This window comes from Pontivivens ytuae (genome assembly GCF_015679265.1).
Taxonomy (GTDB): Bacteria; Pseudomonadota; Alphaproteobacteria; order Rhodobacterales; family Rhodobacteraceae; genus Pontivivens; species Pontivivens ytuae.
On sequence record NZ_CP064942.1, the window covers coordinates 2,109,165 to 2,134,435 of the forward strand.

24 protein-coding genes are annotated in these 25,271 nt (G+C 68.1%); 11 read left to right on the forward strand and 13 right to left on the reverse strand.

Going from position 1 to position 25,271, the window contains the following annotated elements; genetic code table 11:
* Positions 1-59: 59 nt before the first annotated feature.
* From I0K15_RS10240 to I0K15_RS10275, 8 genes are all read right to left on the reverse strand, one after another.
* Positions 60-1,634: a hypothetical protein gene (locus I0K15_RS10240; protein ID WP_196101431.1), complete on the reverse strand. Its 1,575-nt coding sequence runs from the start codon at positions 1,632-1,634 to the stop codon at positions 60-62.
* Positions 1,631-2,386, reverse strand: a complete 756-nt coding sequence (locus I0K15_RS10245) for a glycosyltransferase family 2 protein (protein ID WP_196101432.1) — start codon at positions 2,384-2,386, stop codon at positions 1,631-1,633. Before I0K15_RS10245 ends, I0K15_RS10240 begins: the two co-directional genes overlap by 4 nt.
* Before the next feature lie 3 nt (positions 2,387-2,389).
* Positions 2,390-3,532, reverse strand: a complete 1,143-nt coding sequence (locus I0K15_RS10250; protein ID WP_196101433.1) for an NAD-dependent epimerase/dehydratase family protein — start codon at positions 3,530-3,532, stop codon at positions 2,390-2,392.
* Positions 3,533-3,944: 412 nt separating this feature from the next.
* Positions 3,945-4,529, reverse strand: a complete 585-nt coding sequence (locus I0K15_RS10255) for a PqiC family protein (protein ID WP_196101434.1) — start codon at positions 4,527-4,529, stop codon at positions 3,945-3,947.
* Positions 4,530-4,542: 13 nt separating this feature from the next.
* The gene (locus tag I0K15_RS10260) at positions 4,543-7,509 is read right to left on the reverse strand and encodes an MlaD family protein (RefSeq protein ID WP_196101435.1); all 2,967 of its coding nucleotides are present in this window, start codon (positions 7,507-7,509) and stop codon (positions 4,543-4,545) included.
* On the reverse strand, positions 7,506-8,129 hold the full coding sequence (locus I0K15_RS10265) for a paraquat-inducible protein A (protein WP_196101436.1): 624 nt from the start codon (positions 8,127-8,129) through the stop codon (positions 7,506-7,508). The genes I0K15_RS10260 and I0K15_RS10265 overlap by 4 nt, the downstream gene beginning before the upstream one ends.
* Positions 8,126-8,728 carry a paraquat-inducible protein A gene (locus I0K15_RS10270; protein WP_196101437.1) on the reverse strand — a complete coding sequence of 201 codons (603 nt, stop codon included), beginning with the start codon at positions 8,726-8,728 and terminating at the stop codon, positions 8,126-8,128. Before I0K15_RS10270 ends, I0K15_RS10265 begins: the two co-directional genes overlap by 4 nt.
* 330 nt (positions 8,729-9,058) lie before the next feature.
* Complete coding sequence (locus tag I0K15_RS10275) at positions 9,059-9,877, reverse strand: alpha/beta fold hydrolase (protein WP_196101438.1); 819 nt, start codon at positions 9,875-9,877, stop codon at positions 9,059-9,061.
* A gap of 80 nt (positions 9,878-9,957) precedes the next feature.
* Here I0K15_RS10275 and I0K15_RS10280 point away from each other — a divergent pair, with 80 nt between their 5' ends.
* Both I0K15_RS10280 and hslV read left to right on the forward strand, forming a co-directional pair.
* On the forward strand, positions 9,958-10,614 hold the full coding sequence (locus tag I0K15_RS10280; protein WP_196101439.1) for a rhomboid family intramembrane serine protease: 657 nt from the start codon (positions 9,958-9,960) through the stop codon (positions 10,612-10,614).
* A gap of 37 nt (positions 10,615-10,651) precedes the next feature.
* Positions 10,652-11,209, forward strand: coding sequence for an ATP-dependent protease subunit HslV (hslV, locus tag I0K15_RS10285; protein ID WP_196101440.1), 558 nt, complete (start codon positions 10,652-10,654; stop codon positions 11,207-11,209).
* A gap of 13 nt (positions 11,210-11,222) precedes the next feature.
* Here the strand turns inward: hslV and I0K15_RS10290 are convergent, their stop codons facing one another.
* Together I0K15_RS10290 and I0K15_RS10295 are read right to left on the reverse strand one after the other, a co-directional pair.
* Positions 11,223-11,720: a Cif family virulence factor gene (locus I0K15_RS10290; protein WP_196101441.1), complete on the reverse strand. Its 498-nt coding sequence runs from the start codon at positions 11,718-11,720 to the stop codon at positions 11,223-11,225.
* Between the two features lie 270 nt (positions 11,721-11,990).
* Positions 11,991-12,365, reverse strand: a complete 375-nt coding sequence (locus tag I0K15_RS10295; protein WP_196101442.1) for a DM13 domain-containing protein — start codon at positions 12,363-12,365, stop codon at positions 11,991-11,993.
* Positions 12,366-12,527: 162 nt separating this feature from the next.
* Here I0K15_RS10295 and hslU point away from each other — a divergent pair, with 162 nt between their 5' ends.
* Complete coding sequence (gene hslU, locus I0K15_RS10300; protein WP_196101443.1) at positions 12,528-13,829, forward strand: ATP-dependent protease ATPase subunit HslU; 1,302 nt, start codon at positions 12,528-12,530, stop codon at positions 13,827-13,829.
* A 117-nt stretch (positions 13,830-13,946) separates the two neighbouring features.
* Here the strand turns inward: hslU and gntR are convergent, their stop codons facing one another.
* On the reverse strand, positions 13,947-14,972 hold the full coding sequence (gene gntR, locus I0K15_RS10305) for an HTH-type transcriptional regulator GntR (protein WP_196101444.1): 1,026 nt from the start codon (positions 14,970-14,972) through the stop codon (positions 13,947-13,949).
* A gap of 78 nt (positions 14,973-15,050) precedes the next feature.
* On the opposite strand from gntR, the gene I0K15_RS10310 reads away from it, so the two are divergent.
* Genes I0K15_RS10310 through I0K15_RS10325 form a run of 4 tightly spaced genes read left to right on the forward strand, consistent with a single transcriptional unit; the run spans position 15,051 to position 18,584 of the window.
* The gene (locus tag I0K15_RS10310) at positions 15,051-15,614 is read left to right on the forward strand and encodes a gluconokinase (RefSeq protein ID WP_230374080.1); all 564 of its coding nucleotides are present in this window, start codon (positions 15,051-15,053) and stop codon (positions 15,612-15,614) included.
* A 27-nt stretch (positions 15,615-15,641) separates the two neighbouring features.
* Positions 15,642-16,655, forward strand: a complete 1,014-nt coding sequence (locus I0K15_RS10315) for a TRAP transporter substrate-binding protein (RefSeq protein WP_230374081.1) — start codon at positions 15,642-15,644, stop codon at positions 16,653-16,655.
* Between the two features lie 60 nt (positions 16,656-16,715).
* Complete coding sequence (locus tag I0K15_RS10320) at positions 16,716-17,261, forward strand: TRAP transporter small permease subunit (RefSeq protein WP_196101445.1); 546 nt, start codon at positions 16,716-16,718, stop codon at positions 17,259-17,261.
* Between the two features lie 3 nt (positions 17,262-17,264).
* Positions 17,265-18,584, forward strand: coding sequence for a TRAP transporter large permease (locus I0K15_RS10325; RefSeq protein ID WP_196101446.1), 1,320 nt, complete (start codon positions 17,265-17,267; stop codon positions 18,582-18,584).
* Position 18,585: 1 nt separating this feature from the next.
* Here the strand turns inward: I0K15_RS10325 and I0K15_RS10330 are convergent, their stop codons facing one another.
* Positions 18,586-19,227, reverse strand: coding sequence for an SDR family NAD(P)-dependent oxidoreductase (locus tag I0K15_RS10330; RefSeq protein ID WP_196101447.1), 642 nt, complete (start codon positions 19,225-19,227; stop codon positions 18,586-18,588).
* Between the two features lie 350 nt (positions 19,228-19,577).
* The gene (paaZ, locus tag I0K15_RS10335) at positions 19,578-21,587 is read right to left on the reverse strand and encodes a phenylacetic acid degradation bifunctional protein PaaZ (RefSeq protein ID WP_196101448.1); all 2,010 of its coding nucleotides are present in this window, start codon (positions 21,585-21,587) and stop codon (positions 19,578-19,580) included.
* Between the two features lie 119 nt (positions 21,588-21,706).
* Between paaZ and paaI the strand changes: the two genes are divergently transcribed.
* From paaI to paaA, 4 genes are all read left to right on the forward strand, one after another.
* Positions 21,707-22,096, forward strand: a complete 390-nt coding sequence (gene paaI / locus I0K15_RS10340) for a hydroxyphenylacetyl-CoA thioesterase PaaI (protein ID WP_230374082.1) — start codon at positions 21,707-21,709, stop codon at positions 22,094-22,096.
* Positions 22,093-23,373 (forward strand): phenylacetate--CoA ligase PaaK, encoded by a 1,281-nt coding sequence (gene paaK, locus I0K15_RS10345; RefSeq protein WP_196101449.1) that lies wholly within the window; start codon positions 22,093-22,095, stop codon positions 23,371-23,373. The genes paaI and paaK overlap by 4 nt, the downstream gene beginning before the upstream one ends.
* Positions 23,374-23,408: 35 nt before the next feature.
* Entirely contained in the window at positions 23,409-24,206 is a 798-nt protein-coding gene (locus I0K15_RS10350; RefSeq protein ID WP_196101450.1) for a PaaX family transcriptional regulator, read from the forward strand.
* A gap of 69 nt (positions 24,207-24,275) precedes the next feature.
* Entirely contained in the window at positions 24,276-25,259 is a 984-nt protein-coding gene (paaA, locus tag I0K15_RS10355; protein WP_196101451.1) for a 1,2-phenylacetyl-CoA epoxidase subunit PaaA, read from the forward strand.
* Positions 25,260-25,271 lie beyond the last annotated feature (12 nt).

A 25,271-nucleotide genomic window follows, 5' to 3' on the forward strand; every position in this document is an offset into this window, starting at 1 on the left:
AGCAAAAAAGTCACGAGAGTTTTCGTTGATGGCGCAGGTCATTGGCGTGTCCCCGCCGATCAGAGCATCACACGCACGTCGGTGTCCCCGACATAGAGCGTGTCCTCGCATTGCGTTTCCCCTCCGCTCAGCGACAGACGATAAAGTGGCTGGCGCGAGCGGCGCCAGTGGTCGAGCTCCAACGCCTCCGCCGGCACCAGCTCCAGGCTCACGGTCGCGTCCGTTCCGGCCACCGGCGATCCGTCGGGGCGGAAGAAGTAGAGCGCGTCGTTCGGCGTGATCGTGGCCGGCGGGAAGGCGAACATCAGCAGCGTGGTCGCCGCCCGCTCGTTGTTGACGTAGATCGTGCAGCCACGCTCCAGATGCGTGCGCATCTCCTCGAAATACCCGTTGGCCTGCCAGACCGCGTAGATCCCGTCGACGCCGTCGCGCTCGACCTCGGCCCGTACGAACTTCCAGCCCACGAGGCCGAGGCTCGCCACCAGCACCGCGGCGGAGCCGAGCGCGACCGGCCAGCGCTCCAGGAACCGCAAGCGGGTGAGCAGCGCCGCGATATAGGCCGTGACCATCAGCGCCGCGAAGGGCTGCAGCACGTAGAGGTAGCGGACGCGCAGATCCTGGCCCAGCAGCAGCGGGTCGATCGAGATGATGAAGAAGGTGGTGAAGAAGGCGAAGCTCACCCCCATCGCCACCAGCACGTCGGCGCGGAAGAGGTTGGTCTCGTTGGTGAAGACCCGGCGGCGCAGGAACGGATGCAGGGCCGCCACGATGAAGAAGGCGAAGATTACCGACTTCATCGGCACCTCGCGGATATACATCGGCCACCAGCGCAGGAAGAGATCGCCCCAGGTGAATGTGACCAGCTCCTCATGCGTGCTCATCAGGTCCACATGCCGCCCGCTGGTCAGTCCCTCGATCCGGCCGAGCGCGAGCTCACCGCCCGACAGTGCCCGGATCGCGACCGTCTCCACGGCGAAGAGTGCGATGAAGATCGCGCCGATGATGGCGATCGCCCGCCACTTGCCCATGACCATCAGTAGCAAGAGCGGCCCGGGGAAGAAGAAGAGGTTGGTGATCTTGGCCCCGTAGGCGAAAAACAGCGCCAGCGCCGTAACGACGAGCCAGATGTCCGCCTCCTCCCGCTGCCAGCTCCACAGTGCGGCCACCGCGATCAAAAGCCCCGTGAGGCCGAAGATCGTCGGCTGCAACTGCGCCGAGGTGTTGAGCATCAGCGGATCGACGAAGACGAGGAAGACCGCCATCGCGGCCGCAAGCGGCCCGGCAAGGCGCATGCTCAGCGACCAGACCAGTGCGACCACACCGGCAAAGACGGCGGAGACGGCGACGAGGTAGGTGAACGCACTCGCGCCGAACAGCGCGATGACCCCGATGGCCGGGCCGTTGATCGCCCATCGCATCGTATGGTGATCGAAGGGGACGCCGCTCGCATCACCCTCGATGACGAGCTGGGCCATCAGCCATTTCCGGACGGCATCGCCGCCGGTGTAGATCGCTTCAGCATCTAGCGTGCCGAGGATGAAGGCGAACAGCGCGACAACCAGCGACCCGCCCCACAGCAAGCCGCTCCGCGCCGGCGCGGCCACATCCAGACCGCGCTCAGTGAGAATAGTCACGCTCGAGAGGTCTCCCGGACCAGTCCGTGGTAGTGCCCGCCCAGGTAGCGGCGCAGCACACCGAGCACCCTGAAGCCGTATGCGATCGGCTCCAGATGGGATTCCTCGTCGGCATAACGGGTCGGGATACCCTGCTCGGCCACCGGAAGTCCGGCGGCGTGGCAGCAGGCGATCACTTCGAAATCGAAATCGAAGGACCGGCTCAACTTCTCGATGGGAAGCTGGTGCAGCGCCCGGCGGTCATAGATCAGATAGCCCGAGAAGTAGTCGGTCATCCGACCCGGAAAGATCGTGTTGGTCAGGAACGTCAGGCACTTGCCCGCGATCCACTTGTAGACCGGCATGCCTCCTTCCAGCGGCTTGGTCCCTTTCGCATGGCGGGAGCCCTGGAGAAGCGCGATCTCGTTTTTCGTCATGTAGTCGAGGAACTCGGGGATGCTCTCGGGCGGGTATTGCCCGTCCGAGTGCAGGCAGATCGTGAAGGCGGGATCGCGCGGCCGGCATGCTTCGATGCCGGCCTGCACGGCGCCCCCGTAGCCCTGGTTCTGCGGAAGCGAAACCAGGTCTACAAGCGGATCTTCCTTCGCAATCTCCGTGGCGACCTCCGCGGTCCGATCCGTGCTTCCGTCATTGACGACGACGATGCGATCGGTGCGCTCCCGGACCTCGTCCGGGATGCGCGCGATCACGGCCGCCAACGTCTTTTCCGCGTTGTAGGACGGAATGAAGATGCACACATCGGGCCGCGACATGGGTCACTCTCCGGCGACGGCGTAGGACGTCTCGTAGCGGTTCGTGGCGGAGCCGCCCGGACCGTAGAGATTGTAGTAGTAGGACACGGTCTCGCGCAGGATCTCGTCGATCGAGCGGGAGGGCGCCCAGCCAAGCTGACGCCACGCGCGGGAGATGTCCGGCACGCGGCGGTCGCAGTCCTCGTAGCCCGGCCCGTAGAAGGCTTCGGCCGTCACCGTGTTGATCGGGTGCTCCAGGAAGCGATCGTCGCCGGAAACCTCGGCATAGACCTTCCGCATCTTCTCGGCGAGCTCGTAGATGTGCAGCTCGTTGCCGGAGTTGCCGATGTTGAAGATCTGGTTCTTCGCGCCTTCCGGCTTGTCCAGCATCAGCATGACGGAGTCGATCGCATCGTGGATCGAGGTGATGACGCGCAGCGCCTCGCCACCGTCCACCAGCTCCAGCGGCTTGCCATCGAGCAGGGCTGCCATGAAGCAGGCGAGAACCCGCGGCACACCTTCGCCGTCACGGCCGGGGATGTAGTCCATCCGCGGGCCGAAGAAGTTGTAGGGCCGGATGATCGTGTACGGCATGTCGAATTCGTCATGCAGCGCGTAGGTGTAGCGCTCCAGAAGCTGCTTGGCCGTCGCGTAGGACCAGCGCTGGTTCTGGATCGGGCCCATCAGCATGGGCGTGTCCTCTTCCTCCTGCACGTAGAGGTCGGGATCCTTGTACTGGTCGCCCTTGACGTAGCTGGACAGCGTCCGGCCGTAGACCTCGGAGGTGGAGTACTGGATCAGCCACTTGCCGAGCTCGGCGCAGCGGTCGAGCACCGGAAGCACGTCCGTGAAGTTCGACTGGATCACCACGCGCGGGCGGGTGTTGTAGTCGGACGGGTTGCAGATCGCAGCGAGGTTGATGACGACGTCCGCTTCCTCGATGGCTTTCTCGAGGGTGCCGTCATCCCAGCCCTGCTGGAGGTACTTCGCGTGCATCTGGAAACGCGGGTTCTGGAGGTGGGTCGCCACCTTCGTCGTGCACGGGTCGAAACCCACGACGAAGTCTTCGGTCTCCGCAAGCAGCCGGTCGACGAGGTGGCTACCAACAAAGCCACCGCAACCGAGCAAAAGAAGACGCTTCGGGGGGCGGGAACGCTTCTCGGTCATCTGCATATGATCTCTCCATGACGTGAACGTCCGACTGATAGGCGGGGACCCGTCAACCGGCTAAGCAATCGCAAGCTGAGTGCCATTCAACTCAAGGGTGAGTATTTACAGTTTTACGCGATGAGCAAGAGTTTGCCTATGCAGCACGGAGAAAGTTGCATTCGTGCTGCGAGTGCGAAGAAATGGCAAATGTGCCCACAGAGCAACGTCATGATTTCAAGGTGAAATTCGAAAAAATTGCGTTACGCGAAACAACCCAAAGTTGCGCTCCTGTCACAGATCGCGTTCCCGTTTCGAACGAATTTCGCCTGAATGCTCAAAATCGTTGACCTATTGGTCGAAATTGGCCGCACCGATTCCCTCAACGGTCAATCGATCGCGCATCGCCAATAAAAGAAGGGCTGAGCAACCCTCAACGCCGTCCCAGAGCCCGTTCAGGCAGTGCTGCGACTGACTCGCCTATAAGGAGAGCAAGCTTTTCCGACGCTCGTGTTTGAGCAGCTGCAACATCGGCAAGTGAGTCGCCCCGAACCTCTTCCGAAATTGCAAAGGTTACGGCCTCCTCGACGCTCCCCCGACCGTCCGAGACGATGAAATACTGTCCTGCCAGTTCCAAAGCGCCACCCGGTGTTCCGATCAGCGACGCCACCTGCACTTCCACCCGCAGGTCGGGGGGTGACAGCAGGGGCCAGGGCTCTGCCGCGACGTCCGCCTCCGGCAGCACGCGGCCCAGCGTCTCGACCACCCGCAGGGTCAGTGCCCGCGACGGCAGATCGGCCCACAGCACCTGATCGCTCACCACCACGCTGCCGTCGCCCGCGCGGATCGCGACCTCCTCCCGCTCGGCATAGTAGGGCAGCGACATCTCCCGCACCTCGATCGAGCGCACCGGGCTCGACAGCGGCGTCACCGCGCCCGCGGGCTCCAGCAGCAGCAGCGTGTCGGGCGCACCGCCGCAACCGGCCAACAGGGCGAGCGTCATCAGAAGGGGGCGCATGGGCAGGCTCCTCTTATCGGCCGAGGATCAGGGAATTCGGGTCGCGCTCGATCTGGCGCACCAGAGAGGTGATGGCCCGCGCCGTGTCGCGGAACTCCCGGATCGCGCGGATCGCCTCGTCGTTGAGGTCCGAGCCCTCGCCGTAGCCCGCCAGCGTCACGTCGGCCCGCCCGGCGAGCGCGTCGAGCCGCGCGATCAGCGTCGGCAGGCGCGAGGACGTGTCGGCGATCGCAAGCGCTGCCTGCTCGCTCGCCGACAGCGTGGCCACCAGGCTTTCGGAGGCGCCGGCCTCCCGCAACTCCTCCAGCAGCACCCGCACCTCGTCGAGCGTCGCGTTCAGCGTGCCCGGCAGCTCCCGCGCACCCGGCGCCTGCAACAGCGCCTCCGCGCTCAGCAGCACCCGCTCCACCTGCGCGGCCAGCGCGTCGAGCGGCAGGGAGGATGCCTCCTCCGCCAATGCTTCCAACTGCGCCACGATCTCCGGCACGCCCTCGGCCCCCTCGGCAATCGCCTCGGCCGCCACGCTGGCATTCTGCAGGGTCGCGGCCAGTTGCTCGGCCACCTGCGCCTGCTCCAGTGCGGCGAGCAGCGTCTGCGCGCTGCCGAGCCCTTCGGAGAGTTGTCCCGGCAGCGCCGTCGTCGCCGGATCGGTCAGCAGCGCACGGAACGCGACCAGCGTCGCCTGCGTCTGCGCCGGGATCTCCCGCAGCGCCGGATCGGCGAGCAGCGCCTCGGCCTGGCCGGGCAGGGGGGCCGCATCCTCGGTGAACTGAGCCACCGCGCGCGTCGCCCGCTCCGTCTCCGCCATGGTCCGCGCCAGCGTCCCGGGCAGGTCCGCCTCCTCCAACGCGCCGAGCAGCCGCCCGGCCCGCGCCAGCGCATCGAGCGTCGCCTGCGGCAGCGCCCGGGTCGCCGGATCCTCCAGCAGCGCCCGCGCCGCACCCAGCGTCGCGTTCAACTCACCCGGAGCGGCCTGCAACGCCGGATCGGTCAGGATCGCATCGGCGGAGGCCAGCAGCGCCTCGGTCTGCGCGATCAGCGCCGCAAGCTCCGCCGGGATCGTCCGTGAGCTCTCCGCAATCACCGAGATCTCCCGCGCCGCCACACTGCTGTCCGTGAACGCCTGGCTGAGCTGCGAGGACAGCCCCGCCGCCTCGATCTCCGCCAGGATCGCGTCGAGCCGGGCAAGGGATGTGCCAAGCTGCTCCGGCGCGCCCTGCAATGCCGGGTCCGCCGTCACCTGCCGCAGATCCTCCAGCAGGCTGGCGGCCACACCCGGCAGGGCCGCGGTTTGCGGGTCGGCCACCACGATCTGCGCCGCCGCGATCAGCTCCTCCGCCGAGCCGAGGGCGGAGACCAGCTCCGGCGACAGCGTCTGCGCGCCATCCGCGACCGCCGCGGCAGCCCGCGCCGTCTCATCCAACGTGGCGGCCAGCGCCTCGGTCAACGCCGCCTCCTGCGCGTCCTCCAAGAGCCCGCGCAGGGCCGTCAGCCCACGCAGCAACTCGTCCGGCGCCTGGGTCAGCCCGTCGCTCGCCAGCAAGGTGCGTAAATCCGTCAGCGCCCCCTCGGCTTCGGTCGGGATGTTCTGCAGCGACGGGTCGGACAGGAGGACGGCCAGCGCATCCAGCGCACGACTCGCCGAGCTCAGCACCGCCTCCACCGGCAGCTCGTCGATCCGCGTGATCAGCCCCTCCGCCGTCTCCGCCAAGCCCGTGCCCGACGCCGCGACTGAAGGCATCAGCGGGAAGGGCTGGTTCGACAGGTCCAGCTCCGCCGGCGGCTCGTCCGGGATCTCCGACAGGTCGATGCGCTGCGCCCCGGTCAGGATCGAGGCGGCGCTGAGCTGCGCCCGCAGACCCGACTGCGACACCAGCTCCGACAGCAGGTTCAGCGTCGTGCTCGCAGGCGCATCGGGCGGCAGCCCCAGCCGCCCCGGCTCGACGGAGAAGGCGGCCGCCAGCTCCACCTCCCGCTCCCCCGGATCGCCGACCAGCCGGGTGGACAGCGACGTCACCTCGCCCACCGGCACCCCGCGATAGGAGACCGGCGCCCCGATCGTCAGCCCGCTGACCGAGCCCGGAAAGATCGCCGAGACCGTGACCGGCGAGCGGCGCACCGCGTCGAACAGCGAGGCCCGCGCCGATTGCGGATCGCGGTAGAGCCGGAACGTCCGCTCATCCCGAACCAGCGCCCCGTCGGAGAACACCGTGTCGAAGGTCACACCGCCGCGCACCAGCGTCACCAGACTCTCCACGTTCAGGCTCGCCCCCCGCGCGTCGAGCGAGAAGGAAAAGCCGGAGGCATTCCAGAACCGCGTCCCTTCGGTGATCAGGTTGTCGTAGGGCGCGTTGATGAAGGTGGTGAAGATGATCGTGCGCCCGTCGCTCGTCAGCTCCAAATCCTCGACTCGGCCGACCTCGATCCCTTTGTAGAGCACCGGTGAGCCGATCGAGACCGAGCCGCTGTTGTTCGTCAGCAGCCGCACCCGCAGCCCCGGCTGATCGAGCGGGGTGAGCGGCGCCCGCGGCTGCCCCCGGATCCGCCGCACCATGTCGCCCGTCTCAGAGGGCAGTTCGGCCGCAATGTACGTCCCGCCAAAGACGGTGGAGAGGCCGGTGATGCCCTGCGCACTGATCTCCGGCCGCACGATCCACATCACCGCATCCTCGGTGATGTGCTGCGCCATCTCCGGCTCCACCCGGATCGCCACCAGCACCTGGCTCAGATCGTCGTCGAAGCCGACCTCCTCCACCGTGCCGATCGTCACGTCGCGAAAGCGCAGCGGCGTCTGCCCCGCCGTGATTCCGGACGCATTCTCGAACGACACGGTGATGAGCGGCCCCTGATTGGCCAGCGTCTGCCACGTCACGGCCAGCGCCACGATCAGCGCGACCAGCGGCACCAGCCACACGACGGAGATGCGCTTCCAGATCGGCGGAGGGGTCGTATCGATCTCGGGCGCGGCGGCGTCGGTCACGTGGCGGGCTCCTTCCGCACGGGGGCGTCCCAGATCAGGCGCGGGTCGAACGCCTGCGCGCTCAGCATCGTAAAGGCCACCGAAAGCGCAAAGCAAGCCGCCGCCGGACCGGGCTCCACGCTCGCCGCGGCCCCCAGTTGCACGAGGGCCGCGAGCAGGGCGACGACGAAGACATCGATCATCGACCACCGCCCGATGAACTCGATGACATGGTGCAGATGCAGTCGTGAATGCGCGCTCATCCCGCTCGGCCGCAGGACGGAGATCGCGAGAAAGGCGATGATCAGGAACTTCGAGATCGGCACCACGACCGAGGCGAAGAAGATGATCGCCGCGATCCCGATCGACCCCAGTTCGATCAGCGTGATCACCCCGCCCACGATCGTCTCCGAATGCACGGTGCCGAGCTGTTGCGTCGTCAGCATCGGGTAGAGATTGGCGGGGATGTAGGCGATCAGCCCCGCGACCCACCACGCCCAGACCCGCTGCAGGCTGAAGGGCTTGCGCGAATGCAGCCGCGCGCCGCAGCGCTCGCAATGGGAGATGCTGGCCTCATGCACCAGCTCGCACCGGTTGCAGGCGACAAGCCCCGCCTCCCGCGCGCTCACCATCCGGGTCATGAGCGGTCGTCCAGGATCGACCAGATGGCGGCGGTGTCCGTCACCGTCCGCTCCAGCGCGATGATGAGGACGGCTGCGCAGAACGCCCAGAACGCCGGGCCGAAGCCCACCTGCGCGATGTCCACCACCTTCACCAACGCCACCGCCGTGCCGAGGATGAAGATCTCCGCCATCGACCAGGGCCGCAGGCTCTCAGCCGTGCGGAACGCCGCCGCGGCATGGCGCAGGCGCGGGCGGCCCAGCCGCAGCGGCATCAGTGCGTAGAAGAGGAGACCGACCCGCAAGAGCGGCAGCCCCACGATCGCCGCGGCCGTCGCGAGCGCCAGCGGCGCGATCCAGCCCTCGAGAAACGCCATGGTGATGTCGATCAGCGTCGTGGTGTTGGACAGCCCCAGCTCCTCGATCGACAGGAACGGGAAGAAAAGGGCGAAGACGATCAGCACCGCTACCGCCGCCCCGCCTGCCAGCATCCTGTCCACGGATCCGCCGCGCCCCGAGACGATGACCTGCCCGCACCGCGCACACCGCGCCCGGCAGCCCGGATCGAGATCCGGCACCTCGTGCAGCAGGTCGCAGGCAGGACAGGCGAGCAAGGTCATGGCGTGAAAAGAATAATCCAAGTCTGAAAAACGTGTTAGCCCGGCAAGCCGATTTGAACAGATGTGTCGCAACAGAAGCCGGGTGCGCGCCTGCCCGTAGGGTGGCACCAACCGGTGCTGCGAAGGCAAATGGTTCCAAGTCGCGCCCCATCGCCCGGAATCAAGCCGAAGGCGCCGGGCGAGCGCCTGCCCGTCCCGGCGGGCTGGCGCTTTGTGATGGCGAGCCTCGGTTCCGCCGGAGCAATGACCTTTCAGGGATAAAGCGCATCGTCCGAACCGCAGGAGCGCCACCCCACGGGCAGGCGCCCGCCCGGCTTGCGTCCCACCCGCTCAGCCCTCCTTCAAGAACGGCACCACCTTCGCCAGCACCGCGTCCGGATCCTCCAGTTGCGGCAGGTGCCCCAGCCCCACCATCCGCTCGAACTCGGAGTCCGTCACCAGCCCGTGCAGCGCCTCGCCCCGCGCCAGCGGGATCCACGGATCCGCCTCGCCCCAAAGGATGCGCACCGGGCAGCGCACGTCACCGAACATCGGTTCGACCTCGGCCGTATAGCGCTCATCGGCCTGGGCAAACTGGCGGTAGAAGCTGCCGCGCCCCGCCTCGCTGAGCCAGGGTTTCACCAGCGCCTCCACGTCCTCCTCCGCCACCGGAACGGCCATCGCGCCCTCGACGTAGGCGCGGACCACCGCGGCGTGGATATGCGGCGGCAGGCCGGTGAACGCATCCACATGTCGGCCCACATGGTCGAAGAACTCGGAGCCCCAGGGCCGCATCGCCACCACGTTCATCAGCACGTAGCGCTCGAACTCCTGCCCGTGCAACAGATGCGCCCGCAGCGTCGTCGCCCCACCGAAATCGTGCGCGACGACCCGCGGCCGCTCCAGCCCCCAGTGCCGCATCATCTCCGCGAAGACCTCGCCCTGCACGTCGAGCGAGGTGCGCTGGTCCGCCCGCATCTCGGAGCGGCCATAGCCCGGCATGTCGTACCAGTGCACGGTGAAGTGCTCCGCGAGATCCGGGATCACCCGGTGCCACGACAGCGAAGACCACGGCCAGCCATGGGCGAGCACCAGCGGCGGCCCCTCGCCCGCCCGCCCCGCGGCCACCTGCCCGGCCGAGGTCTGTACCGTCTCGTCAAGCTTCCACATCGCGCGTTCCTCCCGCGCGACGAGCTAGCGCTGCATCCCCCCGTCGCAATCCGGCGCCGGGAACGCTATGTGTCCGGGTCATGACGGAGACACCCCCGACCCCCGATCCCTATGTCCGGCAAACGCCGATGGCCGCGCTCTGGGCGCTGGTCGCCCTGCTGGTGGGCATCGAACTGCTGCTGCAACTGGGCGACAGCGGCTATGGCGGTCTGTCGCGCCGCTGGGTGTTCCTGCACGGGGCGTTTTGGAACCCGCTGCTGAACGGGACCAACCCGCTCTTCGACCTGCAGCCGGTCACGATGTTCCTGACCCATGCGCTGCTCCATGGCGGGCTGTTCCATGTCGCGATGAACGCGACGGTGATCCTGTCCATTGGCAAGCTGGTCACGGACCTCTCCGGCCCGGCCCGCACCATCCTCCTCTTCATCATAACGGCGATCGCGGGGGGCGGGGCCTTCGCTCTCCTCGGTCCGCAGGAGCCGATCCCGATGGTCGGCGCGTCCGGCGCCGCTTTCGGCTTCATCGCGGCGTGGAAGCGGTGGGAGTTCGATTTCCTCCGCGCCACCGGACGCTCAATCCGGCCGGTTGCCACCTTTGTCGGCGGTCTCACGGCACTCAACGTCGTCCTGCACTTCGCCATGGGCGGCATGCTCGCGTGGGAGGCGCATCTGGGCGGCGCCATGGCCGGCTGGCTCGTCGCGCCATTTCTCAGCCGCCCCTATGCAGGACGCTTCTGATCCCCTACATCGCCGCCGCAATGGCAGGAGAACCATCATGAGCGAGACGAACCGCTTCCCCGGCTGGCACGGCACCACCATCGTCGCGGTGCGTAAGGGCGGCCGCGTCGCCGTTGTCGGCGACGGGCAAGTCAGTGTCGGGCAGACGGTGATGAAGGGCACGGCCCGCAAGGTCCGCCGCCTCAATCCGGGTGGGGCGGAGGTCGTCGCGGGCTTCGCGGGCTCTACCGCCGATGCCTTCACTCTCCTCGAACGGCTGGAGGCGAAGCTGGAGGGGCGGCCGGGTCAGCTCCAGCGCGCCTGCGTCGATCTCGCCAAGGACTGGCGCACCGACAAGTACCTGCGCAATCTGGAGGCCATGCTGATCGTCACCGACGGCAGCGACCTCTACATCGTGACCGGCGCCGGTGACGTGCTGGAGCCCGAGCACGACATCGCCGCCGTGGGCTCCGGCGGCAACTTCGCCCTCGCCGCCGCCCGCGCGCTGATGGACCAGGACATGGATGCAGAAGCGATCGCCCGCCGCGCGCTCTCCATCGCGGCGGATATCTGCGTCTACACCAACGGCAACGCGACGGTGGAGGTCATCGGCTGATCGCAGGCCGCGGTCACTGCCCCTCGACCGCCTCGCCCTCCAGCGGCTCGATCACGGTCAGCTCGCCCTCCGGCCGCAGATGCTCGCGAAAGATCCGCCAGTTGCCCGCATCGTCGGGCCGCCAGAAGAGCTTCACGTTCTGTCGCTCGTCGATCGCGCTGCCATCCGCCGCCGTCCCCTCGATCCGCGCGGTGAAGCCCGTGATGCCGATATTCGCGGCTGCATGCAGCGTCAGCGGACTGTCCATCGTCACCGTCTGGCTCTGCGCCCGCTCCGCCAGCAGCGGCTCCCAGATGGTGATGTAGGCATTGGCGCTGTTGGCCGTCACGGTCTCGCCCCCGACCGTCTCGATCGTCGCGATATCCCCGTCGGCGAGCAGCGCGCGCATCGGGGCGAGGTCTATCGGCAGCGCGTCGTAGCTGCGCGCCTCCAGGTAGCTCTCCACCGCGGCTTCGAGGCTCTCGACGGTCTGGGCGGCGGCGGACGTGGCGGTCAGGAGGGCACCCGCCAACGGGATGCACAGCCTCCGGACGCACAACCTTAGGTTGTGTAGTGACATTGCTGAATCTCCCTCAACGTGTATCGAGAGAAAATCTGCAACCTGCGGTCTGGTTCAAGTCCCTTCCCGCGGAATTCCGCAACCTGCCCGGGGCGAAGGCCCCTGAAAACCATCAAAAAAGCTTGAAATGTCTATCTGCGGTGCGACACGCCGCGCAGCACCGGCCGCGGGCAGCCATCTCGCCTGGCCGCCCGGCGCATCAGCTCCGCAAGGAAAGTGGCGTTACTCCGCCGTCGGAAGGTCCGCGTGGCCCAGCGGCACGCTGAACTGCTCGCACCAGATCCAGACGCGGTCCCACTCCTCGATCGTGGTGCCTTCGGGGATCGAATAAGCCTGCGCGCCCTCGAGCTTCGCGAGCTCACCCAGCAGCAGCCGCTCGTCGCTGTCCTGCTTGCCGAGGGCGACCCGCGGATCCGGCGCCCCGTCGAGGGAGAAATCGGCGCCCAGCATCACCATGTCATAGACTACGGACGCGGTGCCCGTGGTTTCGTGATCGCTGTCCCCGACGAAGGAGCCCTCCCGCACGTCCTGTGCGGCGGCAGGAAGGGCGAGTGCCAGCGTGGTGGCCAGCGCGGCAAGCGGCAGTCTGTAAGTCATGACAAGATCCCTGTTGTGAGGGGGCGTCCCGGCCCCTGCGACAATCTGGGTCGCTTGGCGCTATTGTGGAGTCCGCCGTCGCATCCTCGTGACGGCGCGCGACCGGCTTGTGCCTGCCGCCGGGCCGCTTATCTGTCCCCCCGAACGATTGAAGGACAGCACATGACCGACCTCACCCCGCGGGAGATCGTCTCCGAACTCGACCGCTTCATCATCGGGCAGAAGGACGCCAAGCGCGCCGTCGCCGTGGCGCTGCGCAACCGCTGGCGCCGCCGGCAGCTCGACAGCGACATGGCCGAGGAGGTCTATCCCAAGAACATCCTGATGATCGGCCCCACCGGCGTCGGCAAGACGGAGATCAGCCGCCGCCTGGCGAAACTCGCCCGCGCCCCCTTCATCAAGGTCGAGGCGACGAAGTTTACCGAGGTCGGCTATGTCGGCCGCGACGTGGAGCAGATCGTGCGCGACCTCGTCGACGCCTCCCTCGTGCTCACCCGCGAATACCGGCGGGAGCAGGTGAAGGCCAAGGCCCACGACGCCGCTGAAGCCCGCGTGATCGCCGCCCTCGCTGGCGAAGGCGCGCGCGAGCAGACCCGCGAGATGTTCCGCAAGAAGCTGCGCGACGGCCTGCTCGACGATACGGAGATCGAGATCGAGGTCCGCGACACCTCCAACCCCATGGGCGCGATGGAGATCCCCGGCATGCCGCCGGGCCAGATGATGAATCTCGGCGATATCTTCGGAAAGGCGATGGGCGGCCGCATGACCCGCAAGCGCCTGCGCGTCGCCGACAGCTACGAGGTCCTGATCGCGGAAGAAGCCGACAAGCTCCTCGATGAAGAGGCGCTGACCCGCGAGGCGGTCGCGGCGGTCGAAAGCTCCGGCATCGTCTTCCTCGACGAAATCGACAAGGTCGCCACCCGGACCGAGAGCCGCGGTGGCGAGGTGAGCCGCGAGGGCGTGCAGCGCGACCTCCTCCCCCTGATCGAGGGCACCACCGTCTCCACCAAGCACGGCCCGGTGAAAACCGACCACATCCTCTTCATCGCGTCGGGCGCGTTCCATGTCGCCAAGCCCTCGGACCTCCTGCCCGAGCTCCAGGGCCGCCTGCCGATCCGCGTCGAGCTGCGCGCGCTGACGGTCGAGGACTTCGTGCGCATCCTGACGGAGACCGACAACGCCCTCACCCGGCAGTACACCGCGCTGCTCGGGACCGAGGGCGTCGAGGTCACCTTCACCGAGGACGGCATCGCGGCCCTCGCCCGCATCGCCGCGGAGGTGAACACCAATGTCGAGAACATCGGCGCCCGCCGCCTCTACACGGTGCTGGAGCGCGTCTTCGAGGAGCTGAGCTTCACCGCCCCCGACCGCGCAGGCGAGACGGTGCAGGTCGACGCGGATTTCGTGGAGAAACACCTCGGCGAACTCAGCCGCTCCACCGACCTAAGCCGCTACGTGTTGTGAGCCCCGGGGCTCTGCCCCGGTCCTGGGCTCCGCCCGCTCCGGCCTGAAACGCTCCGCCGGAGCGTTTCCGAGACGGCCTTCGCCCCCGGGATACTTCGAGACAGATGAAGGGGCGCGTCAGCCCTTCGTGGCGGTGGAGCCACGGGGGCGGAGTTGGAAGCCGATATCCTCGACCACCGGCCCCTCCGCCGCGCCGCCGATCCGGGCGAGGAGCAGCTCCACCGCCCGCCGCCCCATCTCGTAGCGCGGGGTGAAGACGGAGGTCAGCGGCGGGTTCACGGCCGAGGCGATGTCGAGGTCGTTGAACCCACAGATCCCCATCCGCTCCGGCACCGCGATCCCTCGCCGCTGGCATTCGAAGAGTGCGCCGGCCGCGAGATCGTCATTGATGCAGAAGATCGCGTCGGTGTCCGGCGCCTTCGCCAGCAGCTCCGCCATCATGTGCCCGCCGAGCACGGTGGTGGAGGCTTCGGGCGTCATCACCTCCCGCTCCGGCCCGGTGGCAGCCCCCGCCGCCGTCCGAAAACCCGCGGCGCGCTTCTGCGTGCGCGGGTCCATGCGGGCGGCAAGGAGGCCGATCCGCCGGTAGCCCGCTTCCACCAGGTGCCGCGCCGCCGCGGCCCCCGCATCGTGATGCGAGAAGCCGACGATCATGTCGATCGGGTCGGGGTCGATATCCATGATCTGTACGACCGGACAGGCCATCTCCTCCAGCAACCGCCGCGAGCCCGCGGTCTGGTCGGTGCCCGCCACGATCAGCCCCGCCGGGCGCTGGCTGCGGAAGGTGAGGAGCAGCTTCTCCTCCCCCAGCGGCGCATATCGGAAGTTGCCGATCTGCGCGGAATAGGCCGTCTCCTCCAGCGCGTCGTAGACCCCGCGCAGCACTTCGGAGAACACGCTGTTGGTCAGCGACGGGATCACCAGCCCGATCGTGTTCGACCGTCCCGAGGCCAACGCGGACGCCGCCGGATCCGGCGCGTAGCCCAGCTTCTGCACCGCGTGGGCGATCTGCTCCTGCAACTGGGGCGAGACCTTCTGCGGATCGCGCAGCGCGCGTGACACCGTGATTGCGCTGACACCGGCGAGGGCCGCCACATCCGCCAGGGTGGGCCGCTTTGCCCCTGTATTTCCGCGCTTTCGCATGGGCGCATCGTAGCCGCGCATCCGCGTGACACAAGTCCGCTTGACAGATGTTAGCGCTATCATCTAGCGTCCCAGCCAATGAGAACAGAAATCGGGGAGGCGGCGCCGGTGGATGCGCGCGCAGCAAAAGGCCCTTACGGGGCCGTGCTCGTCATGGGCGTGTGCGGATCGGGGAAGACCTCGGTCGGCCGCGCGCTGGCCGAGCGGCTGTCGGCCCGCTACCTCGACGCTGACGACTTCCACCCGCCGCAGAATGTCGAGGCGATGCGCGCGGGCCAGCCGCTGACCGACGCGATGCGCGCGCCCTGGCTGAGCGCGCTGGCCGACGCGGTGGAGGCGGCGCGCCACAGCGGCCCCGTGGTCTTCGCCTGCTCGGCGCTCAAACGCTCCTACCGCGACCTATTGCGCGCCCGGATCGGCCGCCTACAGATCGTTCACCTGACCGGAACGCGCGAGGTCATCGCCGAGCGCATGGCCGCGCGGCCCGATCACTTCATGCCGGTCACGCTCCTCGACAGCCAGCTCGCCGATCTGGAGGAGCCCGGCGCGGACGAGCGCCCGCTCTTCATCGACGTGCAGCAGCCTTTCACCGCCGTGGTCAACGCCGCCGAAGCGCGGCTGCCGCGGCTCTCGACCCACTGACATCGTGATATCTGGGAGGAAACAACGATGAAAATGACCATCCTGACACTGGCCGCGGCCCTGACGCTCGGCTCGGCGGCCGCGGCGCAGGACTTCAACCTGCGCTTCCAGTCCTCGGACCCGGCGGGCAACCCCAACTTCGAGCTGAAGCAGGCCTGGGCGGCCCGCGTGGGCGAGATGTCCGGCGGCCGCATCGCGGTGGAGATGCTGCCCGTGGGCTCCATCGTCCAGCATACCGAGACACAGGACGCCGTGGCGGCCGGCATCATCGACGGGCACATCACCGACACGTCCTACTTCTCGGGCAAGGATCCGGCCTTTGGCCTGATCGCCAACCCGGTGGGCGCGTGGTCCTCGCCAGACCAGATGCTGCAGTTCATCGAGTATGGCGGCGGCAAGGAGCTGATGAACGAGCTCCTCAACCCCTACGGCCTGCAGTTCATCGGGGCGACGACGCCGGGGCTGGAGGCTTTCGTCTCCTCTGTGCCGCTGACGGGCGTCGACGATCTGGAGGGCCTGAAGATGCGCGCGCCGGAGGGTCTGGTGCAGCGGGTCTTCGCCGCGGCGGGTGCGGCCCCGGTGAACCTGCCGGGCTCCGAGGTCTTCACCTCCCTCGACAAGGGCGTGATCGATGCCGCGGACTACACCGTGTTCTCCACCAACCACCAGCAGGGCATGCATGACGTGGCGGGCCACCCGGTCTATCCCGGCTTCCACTCCATGCCGCTGGTCGAGGTCTCGATGAACCTCAACACCTGGGAGTCCATGCCCGCCGACCTGCAGTCGATCATGGAGGTCTCGGTCCGCGACTTCGCCCGCGACATGACTAGCCAGCTCGCCATGCGCGACCAGGTCGCCGTGGCCGAGGCGAACGCCAATCCGGAGATCACGGTCCACAACTGGTCCGATGCCGAGCGTGCCCGCTTCCGCGAAATCGCCGTGGGCCAGTGGGAGGAAGTCGCCGGCCAGTCCGACAACGCCCAGCGAGTCTATGACACGCTGACGACCTACCTGCGTGAGCAGGGCCTGGTGGCCGAGTAAGGCCATCGTGGGGGCGGACCGGGCCAGGGTCCGCCCCTCCTTTTCTTCGGAGGCTTCCCGATGAGCGACGAGCCCGACCTGACCCACCGCACCGATCCCGGCGCGGCCCCCGAGGCCGGGCTGCTCGGCCGCGCGATCAACGCGCTGGGCGGGCTCTTCGCCATCGCCATCGTCGCCTCCGCTGCGATCCTCGTTCTGGAAGTGGTGCTGCGCTACGGGCTCAACGCGCCGACGATCTGGGCGCATGAGACGGTGATCTTCCTCACCGCGATCACCTTCACCTTCGGCGGGCTCTACGTCGCCGCGCGCGACCGGCACATCCGCGTCGTCCTGATCTACGACGCGCTGTCGCCGGGTCTGCGGCGGATCTTCAACGTCGTCATCAGTCTCGCCAACGCCGCGGCCTCGGCCATGTTCGCCTGGGCCGCATGGTTGGTGGTCGAGCGTGCGATCTGGACGCCCGCGGGTGATTTCCGGCTGGAGACGTCGGGCTCCGCCTGGAACCCGCCGACGCCGGGGCTCCTCAAACTCTTCCTCTTCTTCATCCTGTGCGTGATGGCGGTGCAGTTCCTCGTGCTCGCGATCAACTACGCGCGGAAGCGGTAAGCCATGGAATTCCTCTCCTTCGACCTGCAGGCGCTGGGTATCGAGACCGCGACGCTCTTGATGTTCGCCATGCTGCTGGGGCTGTTGCTCACCGGCATGCCGCTCGCCTTCGTCACGCTGCTCGTCGCGCTGATCTTCGCGCTGGGCTGGTTCGGGCCGACGGCGGTGCCGCTGATCGTCAGCCGCATCTTCTCCTTCGTGAACTCCTTCGTCTTCGTCTCGGTGCCGATGTTCGTGCTGATGGCCGCGATCCTCGACCGATCGGGCATCGCGCGGGACCTCTTCGACGCGATGCGCATGGTGGGCGGGCGGCTGAGGGGCGGCGTCGCGATCCAGACGCTGCTGGTCGCCGTCATCCTCGCCGCCATGTCCGGCATCATCGGGGGCGAGGTCGTGCTGCTGGGCGTCATCGCCCTGCCGCAGATGCTCCGCCTCGGCTACGACCGCAGGCTCGCCATCGGCGTGTGCTGCGCGGGCGGGGCGCTCGGCACGATGGTCCCGCCCTCGATCGTGCTCATCATCTACGGCCTGACCGCCAGCGTCTCGATCGGCGACCTCTTCACCGCCGCGTTCTTCCCGGGCCTGATGCTGGCCGGCTTCTACGTCACCTACGTCCTGATCCGCGCCTACCTGAACCCCGAGATCGCGCCCATCCCCGATGAGGGCGAGATCACGCGGGCCGAGAAGATCCGCCTGCTCAAGGGCCTCTTCCTGCCGATCCTCGTCGTCGTCTTCGTGCTCGGCTCGATCTACGGCGGCATCGCGAGCGTCACCGAGGCCTCCGCCATCGGCGTGCTCGGCGTCACCCTCTCGACCATCATCCGGCGGGAGTTCACGGGCGAGCTGATCTTCGGTGCGGCCAAGCAAACCCTCGCCACCGTCGGCATGATCGTCTGGATCGGCATCGGCGCGTCCGCCCTCGTCGGCGTCTTCAACCTGATGGGCGGCATCCGCTTCGTGCAGGCGCTGATCACCGGCATCTCGGACAACCCGACGATCATCATCCTCGCCATGATGGGCATCCTGTTCGTGCTCGGCATGTTCCTCGACTGGGTGGGGATCGCGCTCCTGACGATGCCGATCTTCGTGCCGATCGTGACCCAGCTCGGCTACGACCCGATCTGGTTCGGGGTGCTGTTCGCGATGAACATGCAGGTGAGCTTCCTCAGCCCGCCCTTCGGCCCGGCGGCCTTCTACCTGAAGTCCGTGGCGCCACCGGACATATCGCTGGGCGAGATCTTCCGCTCGCTCCTCCCCTTCATCTGCCTGCAGATCCTGGCCGTGGCGATGCTGATCGCCTTCCCCGGCATCACCGGGCGGTGACCTACCATTCGATGGGCCGGCGGTTGCGGAAGAAGCCGCCGGTCGGCCCTTCCGCGTCCAACGTCGCGAGCCAGATCGCCGTGTCAGCCCCCTCCTCCGGCGACTTGGTGGCCGAGGCGCCGCCCATGCGCGTGCGCACCCAGCCCGGGCACATCGCGTTGATCTTCACGTGCCGCGGCAGGTCGCGGACCATCGCCTTGCTCATCGCGTTGAGCGCCGCCTTCGCGATGCCATAGGCGCCGGGGCCGCCCAGCCCCTCGGCAAAGCTGCCCCAGCCCGAGGAGACGTTGACGATCCGGCCCCAGCCGCCCGCGATCATGCCGGGCGCCGTGGCGCGGATCAGGTGGTAGGGGCCGTGGACCATGACGGCCATCGAGTCCTCGAACCCGCCCGCATCGGTCAGCAGCGAGCCTTCGTGCAGCACGCCCGCATTGTTGACGAGGATATCCACCGGCGGGATGCCGTCGAGCGCCGGCTGGATCGTCCGCGGATCGGTGAGGTCGATGTGAACGGCCCGCATCCCCTCGACGGCAGCCGGATCGCGGACGGCCACCGTCACGTCGTGTCCCAGAGCGACGAGCCCTTCCGCGATGGCCTTCCCGATCCCGCGATTGCCGCCGGTCACAAGTGCATGGCGCCCCATGTCTTTGCCTCCCTCATGTGTCCCGGCGAGTGAGGTAGTGTCCGAAAGCATCTCTTCCTACTTGGCACACCGCACCAATGTCCCACGCGGGCGTCAGCCCGCGTCGCGCCCGCCCCGTTCCGGGGCTCCGCCCGTTCAGCCCTGAAACGCTCCGCTGGTGCGTTTCCGAGACGGGCCTCACCCCCCCAATCGGGCACGACCGCGCGCCCCTCGGGTCGGGCGCAACGCTAGTCGCGTATCACTGACCTAGTAAAAAGCCGTCATCCTCGGGCTCGACCCGAGGATCTCCCGATCCCGAAGATGGCCGGGTCAAGCCCGACCATGACGGCGAGTGCGAGGCCCCAGACCCCTCAATAAGCCACCATCGTCAGCAGCTCATACTCCGCCACCGGCTCACCGTCCTGATTGCTCAGCCCCACGGACCAGCGGACCTCGCCATATTCCTCCGTCCGCCGGGTCTTCTTCAGCACCGTCAGCCGCACCGAGATGCTGTCCCCCGGCGAGACCGGCTTCAGGAACCGCAGCCCGTCGAGCCCCGTATTCGCCAGCACCGGCCCCGGATCGGGCTGCACGAACAGCCCCGCGGCGAAGCTCAAGAGCAGGTAGCCATGCGCCACCCGCCCCGGGAAGAACGGGTTCGCGGCCGCCGCCTCCTCGTCCATATGGGCGTAGAACGTGTCGCCGGTGAATTCCGCGAAATGCTCGATATCCTCCAGCGTCACCTCGCGTGCCGGAGTATGCAGCGTCTCGCCCACCTCCAGTTCGCCGAAGCGGCGCTGGAAGGGGTGATCGGGGGCCGGGCTCTCCGCCGCGCCCTCCATCCACGTGCCCGCGATGGCCGAAAGCATGTCGGGGCTGCCCTGCAAGGCGGTCCGCTGCATGTAGTGGAGCGCCCCGCGGATGCCGCCGAGTTCCTCGCCCCCGCCCGCGCGCCCCGGCCCGCCATGGACCATGTGCGGCAGGGGGGAGCCGTGGCCCGTCGCCTCCTTCGCACTGCACCGGTCGTTGACGTAAATCCGCCCGTGCCACGGCGCGATGCCGAGTGCGACCTCGGTGGCTACCTCCGGATCATGGGTGATGAGCGAGGCCACAAGCGCCCCGCCGCCGCGGTTCATCAGCTCCACCGCATGGCCCAGGTCGCGATAGCCCATGACGGTCGAGACCGGGCCGAACGCCTCCGTCTCATGGATCACGGTCGAGGCATCGGGGTCCGCCGCATGATAGAGCATCGGCGGCAGGAAGGCGCCGCGCTGCGCATCGGCTCCCTCCACCTCGAAATGCTCCGGATCGCCGACGACCCGGCCCGCGTGCTGCCCGATGGCCGCGGCCTTCTCCAGCACGTCGGTCCGCTGCGCGCGACTGACGAGCGCGCCCATTTGCGTCGCCTCCAGATCGGGCGCGCCGATGCGGACCTGCAAGGCGGCCTCCAGCGCGCCGATAACGTCCGCGACCCGCACCTCCGGCACCATGATCCGCCGGATCGCAGTGCATTTCTGGCCCGCCTTCGCCGTGATCTCCCGCCGGACCTCGCGCACGAAGATGTCCCATTCCGGGCTCCCCGGCCCTGCATCGGGCCCGAGTAGCGAGGCGTTCAGGCTGTCCTGCTCCGCGATGAAGCGCACGCCGCGGCGCACCAGCGGCCCTTGCAACTTCAGTGCCGTCTCCGCCGAGCCGGTGAAGCTCACCACGTCCTGCGCGCCCAGCCGGTCGAGCAGGTCGCCCGTCCCGCCCGCGATCATCTGCACGGCACCCTCGGGCAGCAGCCCGCTGTCGACCATCATCCGCATCGCCGCATGGGTGACATAGCTCGTCGCCGTCGCCGGCTTCACGATCGCGGGCATGCCGGCGAGCAGCGTCGGTGCCAGCTTCTCCAGCATCCCCCAGACCGGGAAGTTGAAGGCGTTGATATGCACCGCCACGCCCGTGCGTGGCACCCAGATATGCTGCCCGCGAAAGGTGCCCTGCCGCGACAGCATCTCCGGCGCGCCGTCGAGCATGACCTTGGCGTCCGGCATCTCCCGCCGGCCCTTCGACGCGATGACCAGCATCGTGGTGATCCCGCCCTCGATGTCGATCTGCCCGTCCGTGCGGGTCGCTCCGGTCATGTAACTGAGTTGGTGGAGCTCCTCGGCCCGCTCCTTGAGATAGAGCGCAAGCGCCTTGAGCATCCGCGCGCGGTCGTGGAACCCCATCTCCCGCAGCGCGGCCCCGCCGAGCGCCGCGTGCCGCAGCATCGCCTCGGTGTCCAGCGGCCCTCCGGCGCGCGCCACCGGCTCCCCGGTCACGGCGCTCTCGATCAGCCGGGCGGAGCCGTCGGGTGCCACCCACTGACCGGCGGCGAAACTCATCACGTCGAGCATCAGCGAACCTCCCTGTTGACGCGAGGTTCACCCGGCCCCCAGAGTATCTGCAACAAAAATCGGGAGGACGCGCGATTTCTGTAACAGATCAGGAGCGGGCGGATCGCTCGGCCGCCGCCATGTGGCAGGCCGACGCGGCGAGCAGGTGGTTCGGCATGGAGCTCGTCGCGATCGGGCCGGGCTGCGCCACCCTGCGCATGACCGTCGCCGCGCATCACTGCAACGGCCACGGCACGGCCCATGGCGGCGTGATCTTCGCGCTGGCCGACAGCGCCTTCGCCTTTGCCTGCAACAGCTACAACCGGCAGACCGTGGCGCAGCACAACACCATCACCTACCACGCGCCGGGCCGCGCGGGCGACGTGCTGGTGGCCGAGGCGACGGAGGTCGCGCGCCCCGGCCGCTCCGGCCTCTACGACGTGGCCGTGCGCGTCGGGGACACCCTGATCGCCAGCTTCCGCGGCGCCTCCCGCGAGGTGCCTGGCCAGCATTTCGAGGAGACGCCATGAAGGACCTGACCCCCGATCCCGACAGCCTCGACCCGATCGAGACGGCGAGCCGGGACGAGATCGCGGCGCTCCAGCTCAAGCGCCTGCAATGGTCGCTGGGCCATGCCTACGAGAACGTGCCGCATTACCGCGCCGCCTTCGACGCGGCGGGCGTGCAACCGGAGGACCTGACCGACCTCGCGGACCTCGCGAAGTTCCCCTTCACCGTGAAGCAGGACCTGCGCGACAACTACCCGTTCGGCATGTTCGCCGTCCCGCGGGAGGAGGTGGTGCGGGTCCATGCGTCCTCCGGCACGACGGGGCAGCCGACCGTGGTCGGCTATACCCGTAACGATCTGAAGACATGGGCGGATGTGGTCGCGCGCTCGATGCGGGCGGCGGGCACGCGGGCCGGGGACATCGTGCACATCTCCTATGGCTACGGCCTCTTCACCGGCGGCCTCGGCGCCCATTACGGGGCGGAGCGGCTGGGCTGCACGGTGGTCCCCGTCTCCGGCGGAATGACGGCCCGGCAGGTGCAGCTGATCGAGGATTTCCGGCCCTCGACGATCATGGTCACGCCCTCCTATATGCTGTCGATCCTCGACTGCTATCGCGAGGCGGGGCTGGATCCCGCGGCCTCGCCGCTCAATGTCGGCATCTTCGGCGCGGAGCCCTGGACCAACGCCATGCGGGCGGAGATCGAGGCCGCCTTCGACATGCACGCGGTCGACATCTACGGGCTCAGCGAGGTCATCGGCCCGGGCGTTGCGCAGGAATGCGTGGAAACGAAGGACGGGCTCCATATCTGGGAGGATCATTTCTACCCCGAGATCATCGACCCCGAGACCGGCGAGGTCCTGCCCGACGGCGAGCTCGGCGAGCTGGTCTTCACCTCGCTGACCAAGGAGGCGTTCCCGATCATCCGCTACCGCACACGAGATCTGACGCGCCTGCTGCCCGGCACCGCCCGCGCGATGCGGCGGATGGAGAAGGTCACCGGCCGCTCCGACGACATGATGATCGTGCGCGGCGTCAACGTCTTCCCCACCCAGATCGAGGAGCAGATCCTCGCGCTCGAAGGGCTCGCCCCGCATTTCCAGGTCGAGCTGAGCCGCGAGGGGCGGATGGACGCGATGGTCGTGCATGTCGAGGGTGCCGACGACGCGGTGGGCGTCGTGCTCGCCGAGCGGATCAAGGAGCGGATCGGTGTGACCTGCGCGGTGAAGGTCGGCGCGCCGGGCTCGGTTCCCCGCTCGCAGGGCAAGGCCGTGCGCATTCTCGACCGGCGCTCCTGATGGCGGGCGTATCGACAGTGCGTATTTCGGGAAAGATGAAGGCGGCGGACCGTCTGCGCGGGCCGGAAGAGCTGCGCGTCTGGTCGCTGATCGTCACCATCTTCGGCGACATGGTCGAGCATCGCGGCGGCGAGGCGGCGATGGCCGTGCTGCATGAGATCGCGGGGACGATCGGCGTGGAAAGCGGCGCGCTGCGCACTGCGGCCTCGCGCCTCGCGCGCGACGGCTGGCTGGAGCGGCGGAAGGACGGGCGCGCCTCGTTCTATCGTCTCGCGCCCGAGCAGCGGGCGGCGGTGGAGGCCGCGACTGCCCGGATCTACGCCACCGGCGCGCGCGGCAGCGACGGACGCTGGCTCGCGGTGATGGGTTCGGCGCCGGATCCCGCAGCGCTGCGGGAGGCGGGCTTCTACCAGCTCGCCGACGATGTCTTCCTGTGGCCACCCGCCTATCCGACGCCGCATGAGCTGGTGCCGCCCGGCGCCTCGCTGATGATGGGTTCGATCCAGCCCTCGACCGCGCATCTCGCCCGCCTCGGCCCGCCCGAGATCGCGTCCGCCTACCAGGCGCTGCTCGACGACGTTTTGGCGCTGCGAGAGGTGGACGTCGAGGGGGCGGATGCGGTGGCGTGCCGGCTCCTCCTGATCCATCGCTGGCGGCGGCTTGTGCTGCGGCACGCGCCCGACCTGCCCTCCGACCTGCAACCCGCCGGTTGGCCCGGCAATCGCGCGCGACATGCGGTGCGGGAGCTCTACTGGAAGCTGTGGGAGCCGAGCGAGGCGTGGCTGAACAGCGTCGGGCTGCCGATGGCCTCCGGTCCGGTGCGGCGATTTTGATATGTTACAGGAATTGAAAAGCGGCGCGAAAGCTGTAACATATTACTCAAGCAGCGGAGGAGTGCGCGCATGTATGCCCAGGGCCTGATCGGAGCGGACGGCAAGACCGAGGAAACCGACGCGTTCCTCGCCGCCTTCCAGGCGCGCATCGACGCGGAAGAGAAGATCGAGCCCAACGATCCGATGCCCGAAGGCTATCGCCGCACGCTCGTCCGCCAGATCGGCCAGCACGCCCATTCGGAGATCGTCGGCATGCTGCCCGAGGGCAACTGGGTCACCCGCGCGCCCTCGCTGCGGCGTAAGGTGGCGCTGCTCGCCAAGGTCCAGGACGAGGGCGGGCACGGGCTGTATCTCTATGCGGCTGCCGAAACGCTGGGCGTAAGCCGGGAGGAGATGACCGAGCAACTGCTGGATGGCCGGGCGAAATACTCCTCCATCTTTAACTATCCCACCCAGACCTGGGCCGATATCGGTGCCATCGGCTGGCTGGTGGACGGCGCGGCGATCATGAACCAAATCCCGCTCTGCCGCTGCTCCTACGGTCCTTATGCCCGCGCGATGATCCGGGTCTGCAAGGAGGAGAGCTTCCACCAGCGGCAGGGTTACGAGATCATGATGACGCTGGCCCAGGGCACCGAGGACCAGCGGGAGATGGCGCAGGACGCGCTGAACCGCTGGTGGTGGCCGTCGCTGATGATGTTCGGACCGTCGGACAAAGACAGCGTCAACTCCGATCAGTCGATGAAGTGGAAGATCAAGCGCTTCACCAATGACGAGCTGCGCCAGAAGTTCATCGACGCGACCGTGCCGCAGGCCGAGAAGATCGGTCTCACCGTGCCCGACCCCGATCTGACCTGGAACGAGGCGAAGGGCGGCTACGATCACGGGCCCATCGACTGGAGCGAGTTCAAGCGGGTGCTCAAGGGCGAAGGCCCGATGAACCGCGACCGCATCCGGGCGCGGCAGAAGGCCTGGGACGACGGCGCCTGGGTCCGCGAGGCGGCCCGCGCCCATGCCGCGAAACGCCAGCCTGCGGCGCTCGCGGCCGAGTGAGGGTGCCTCCGG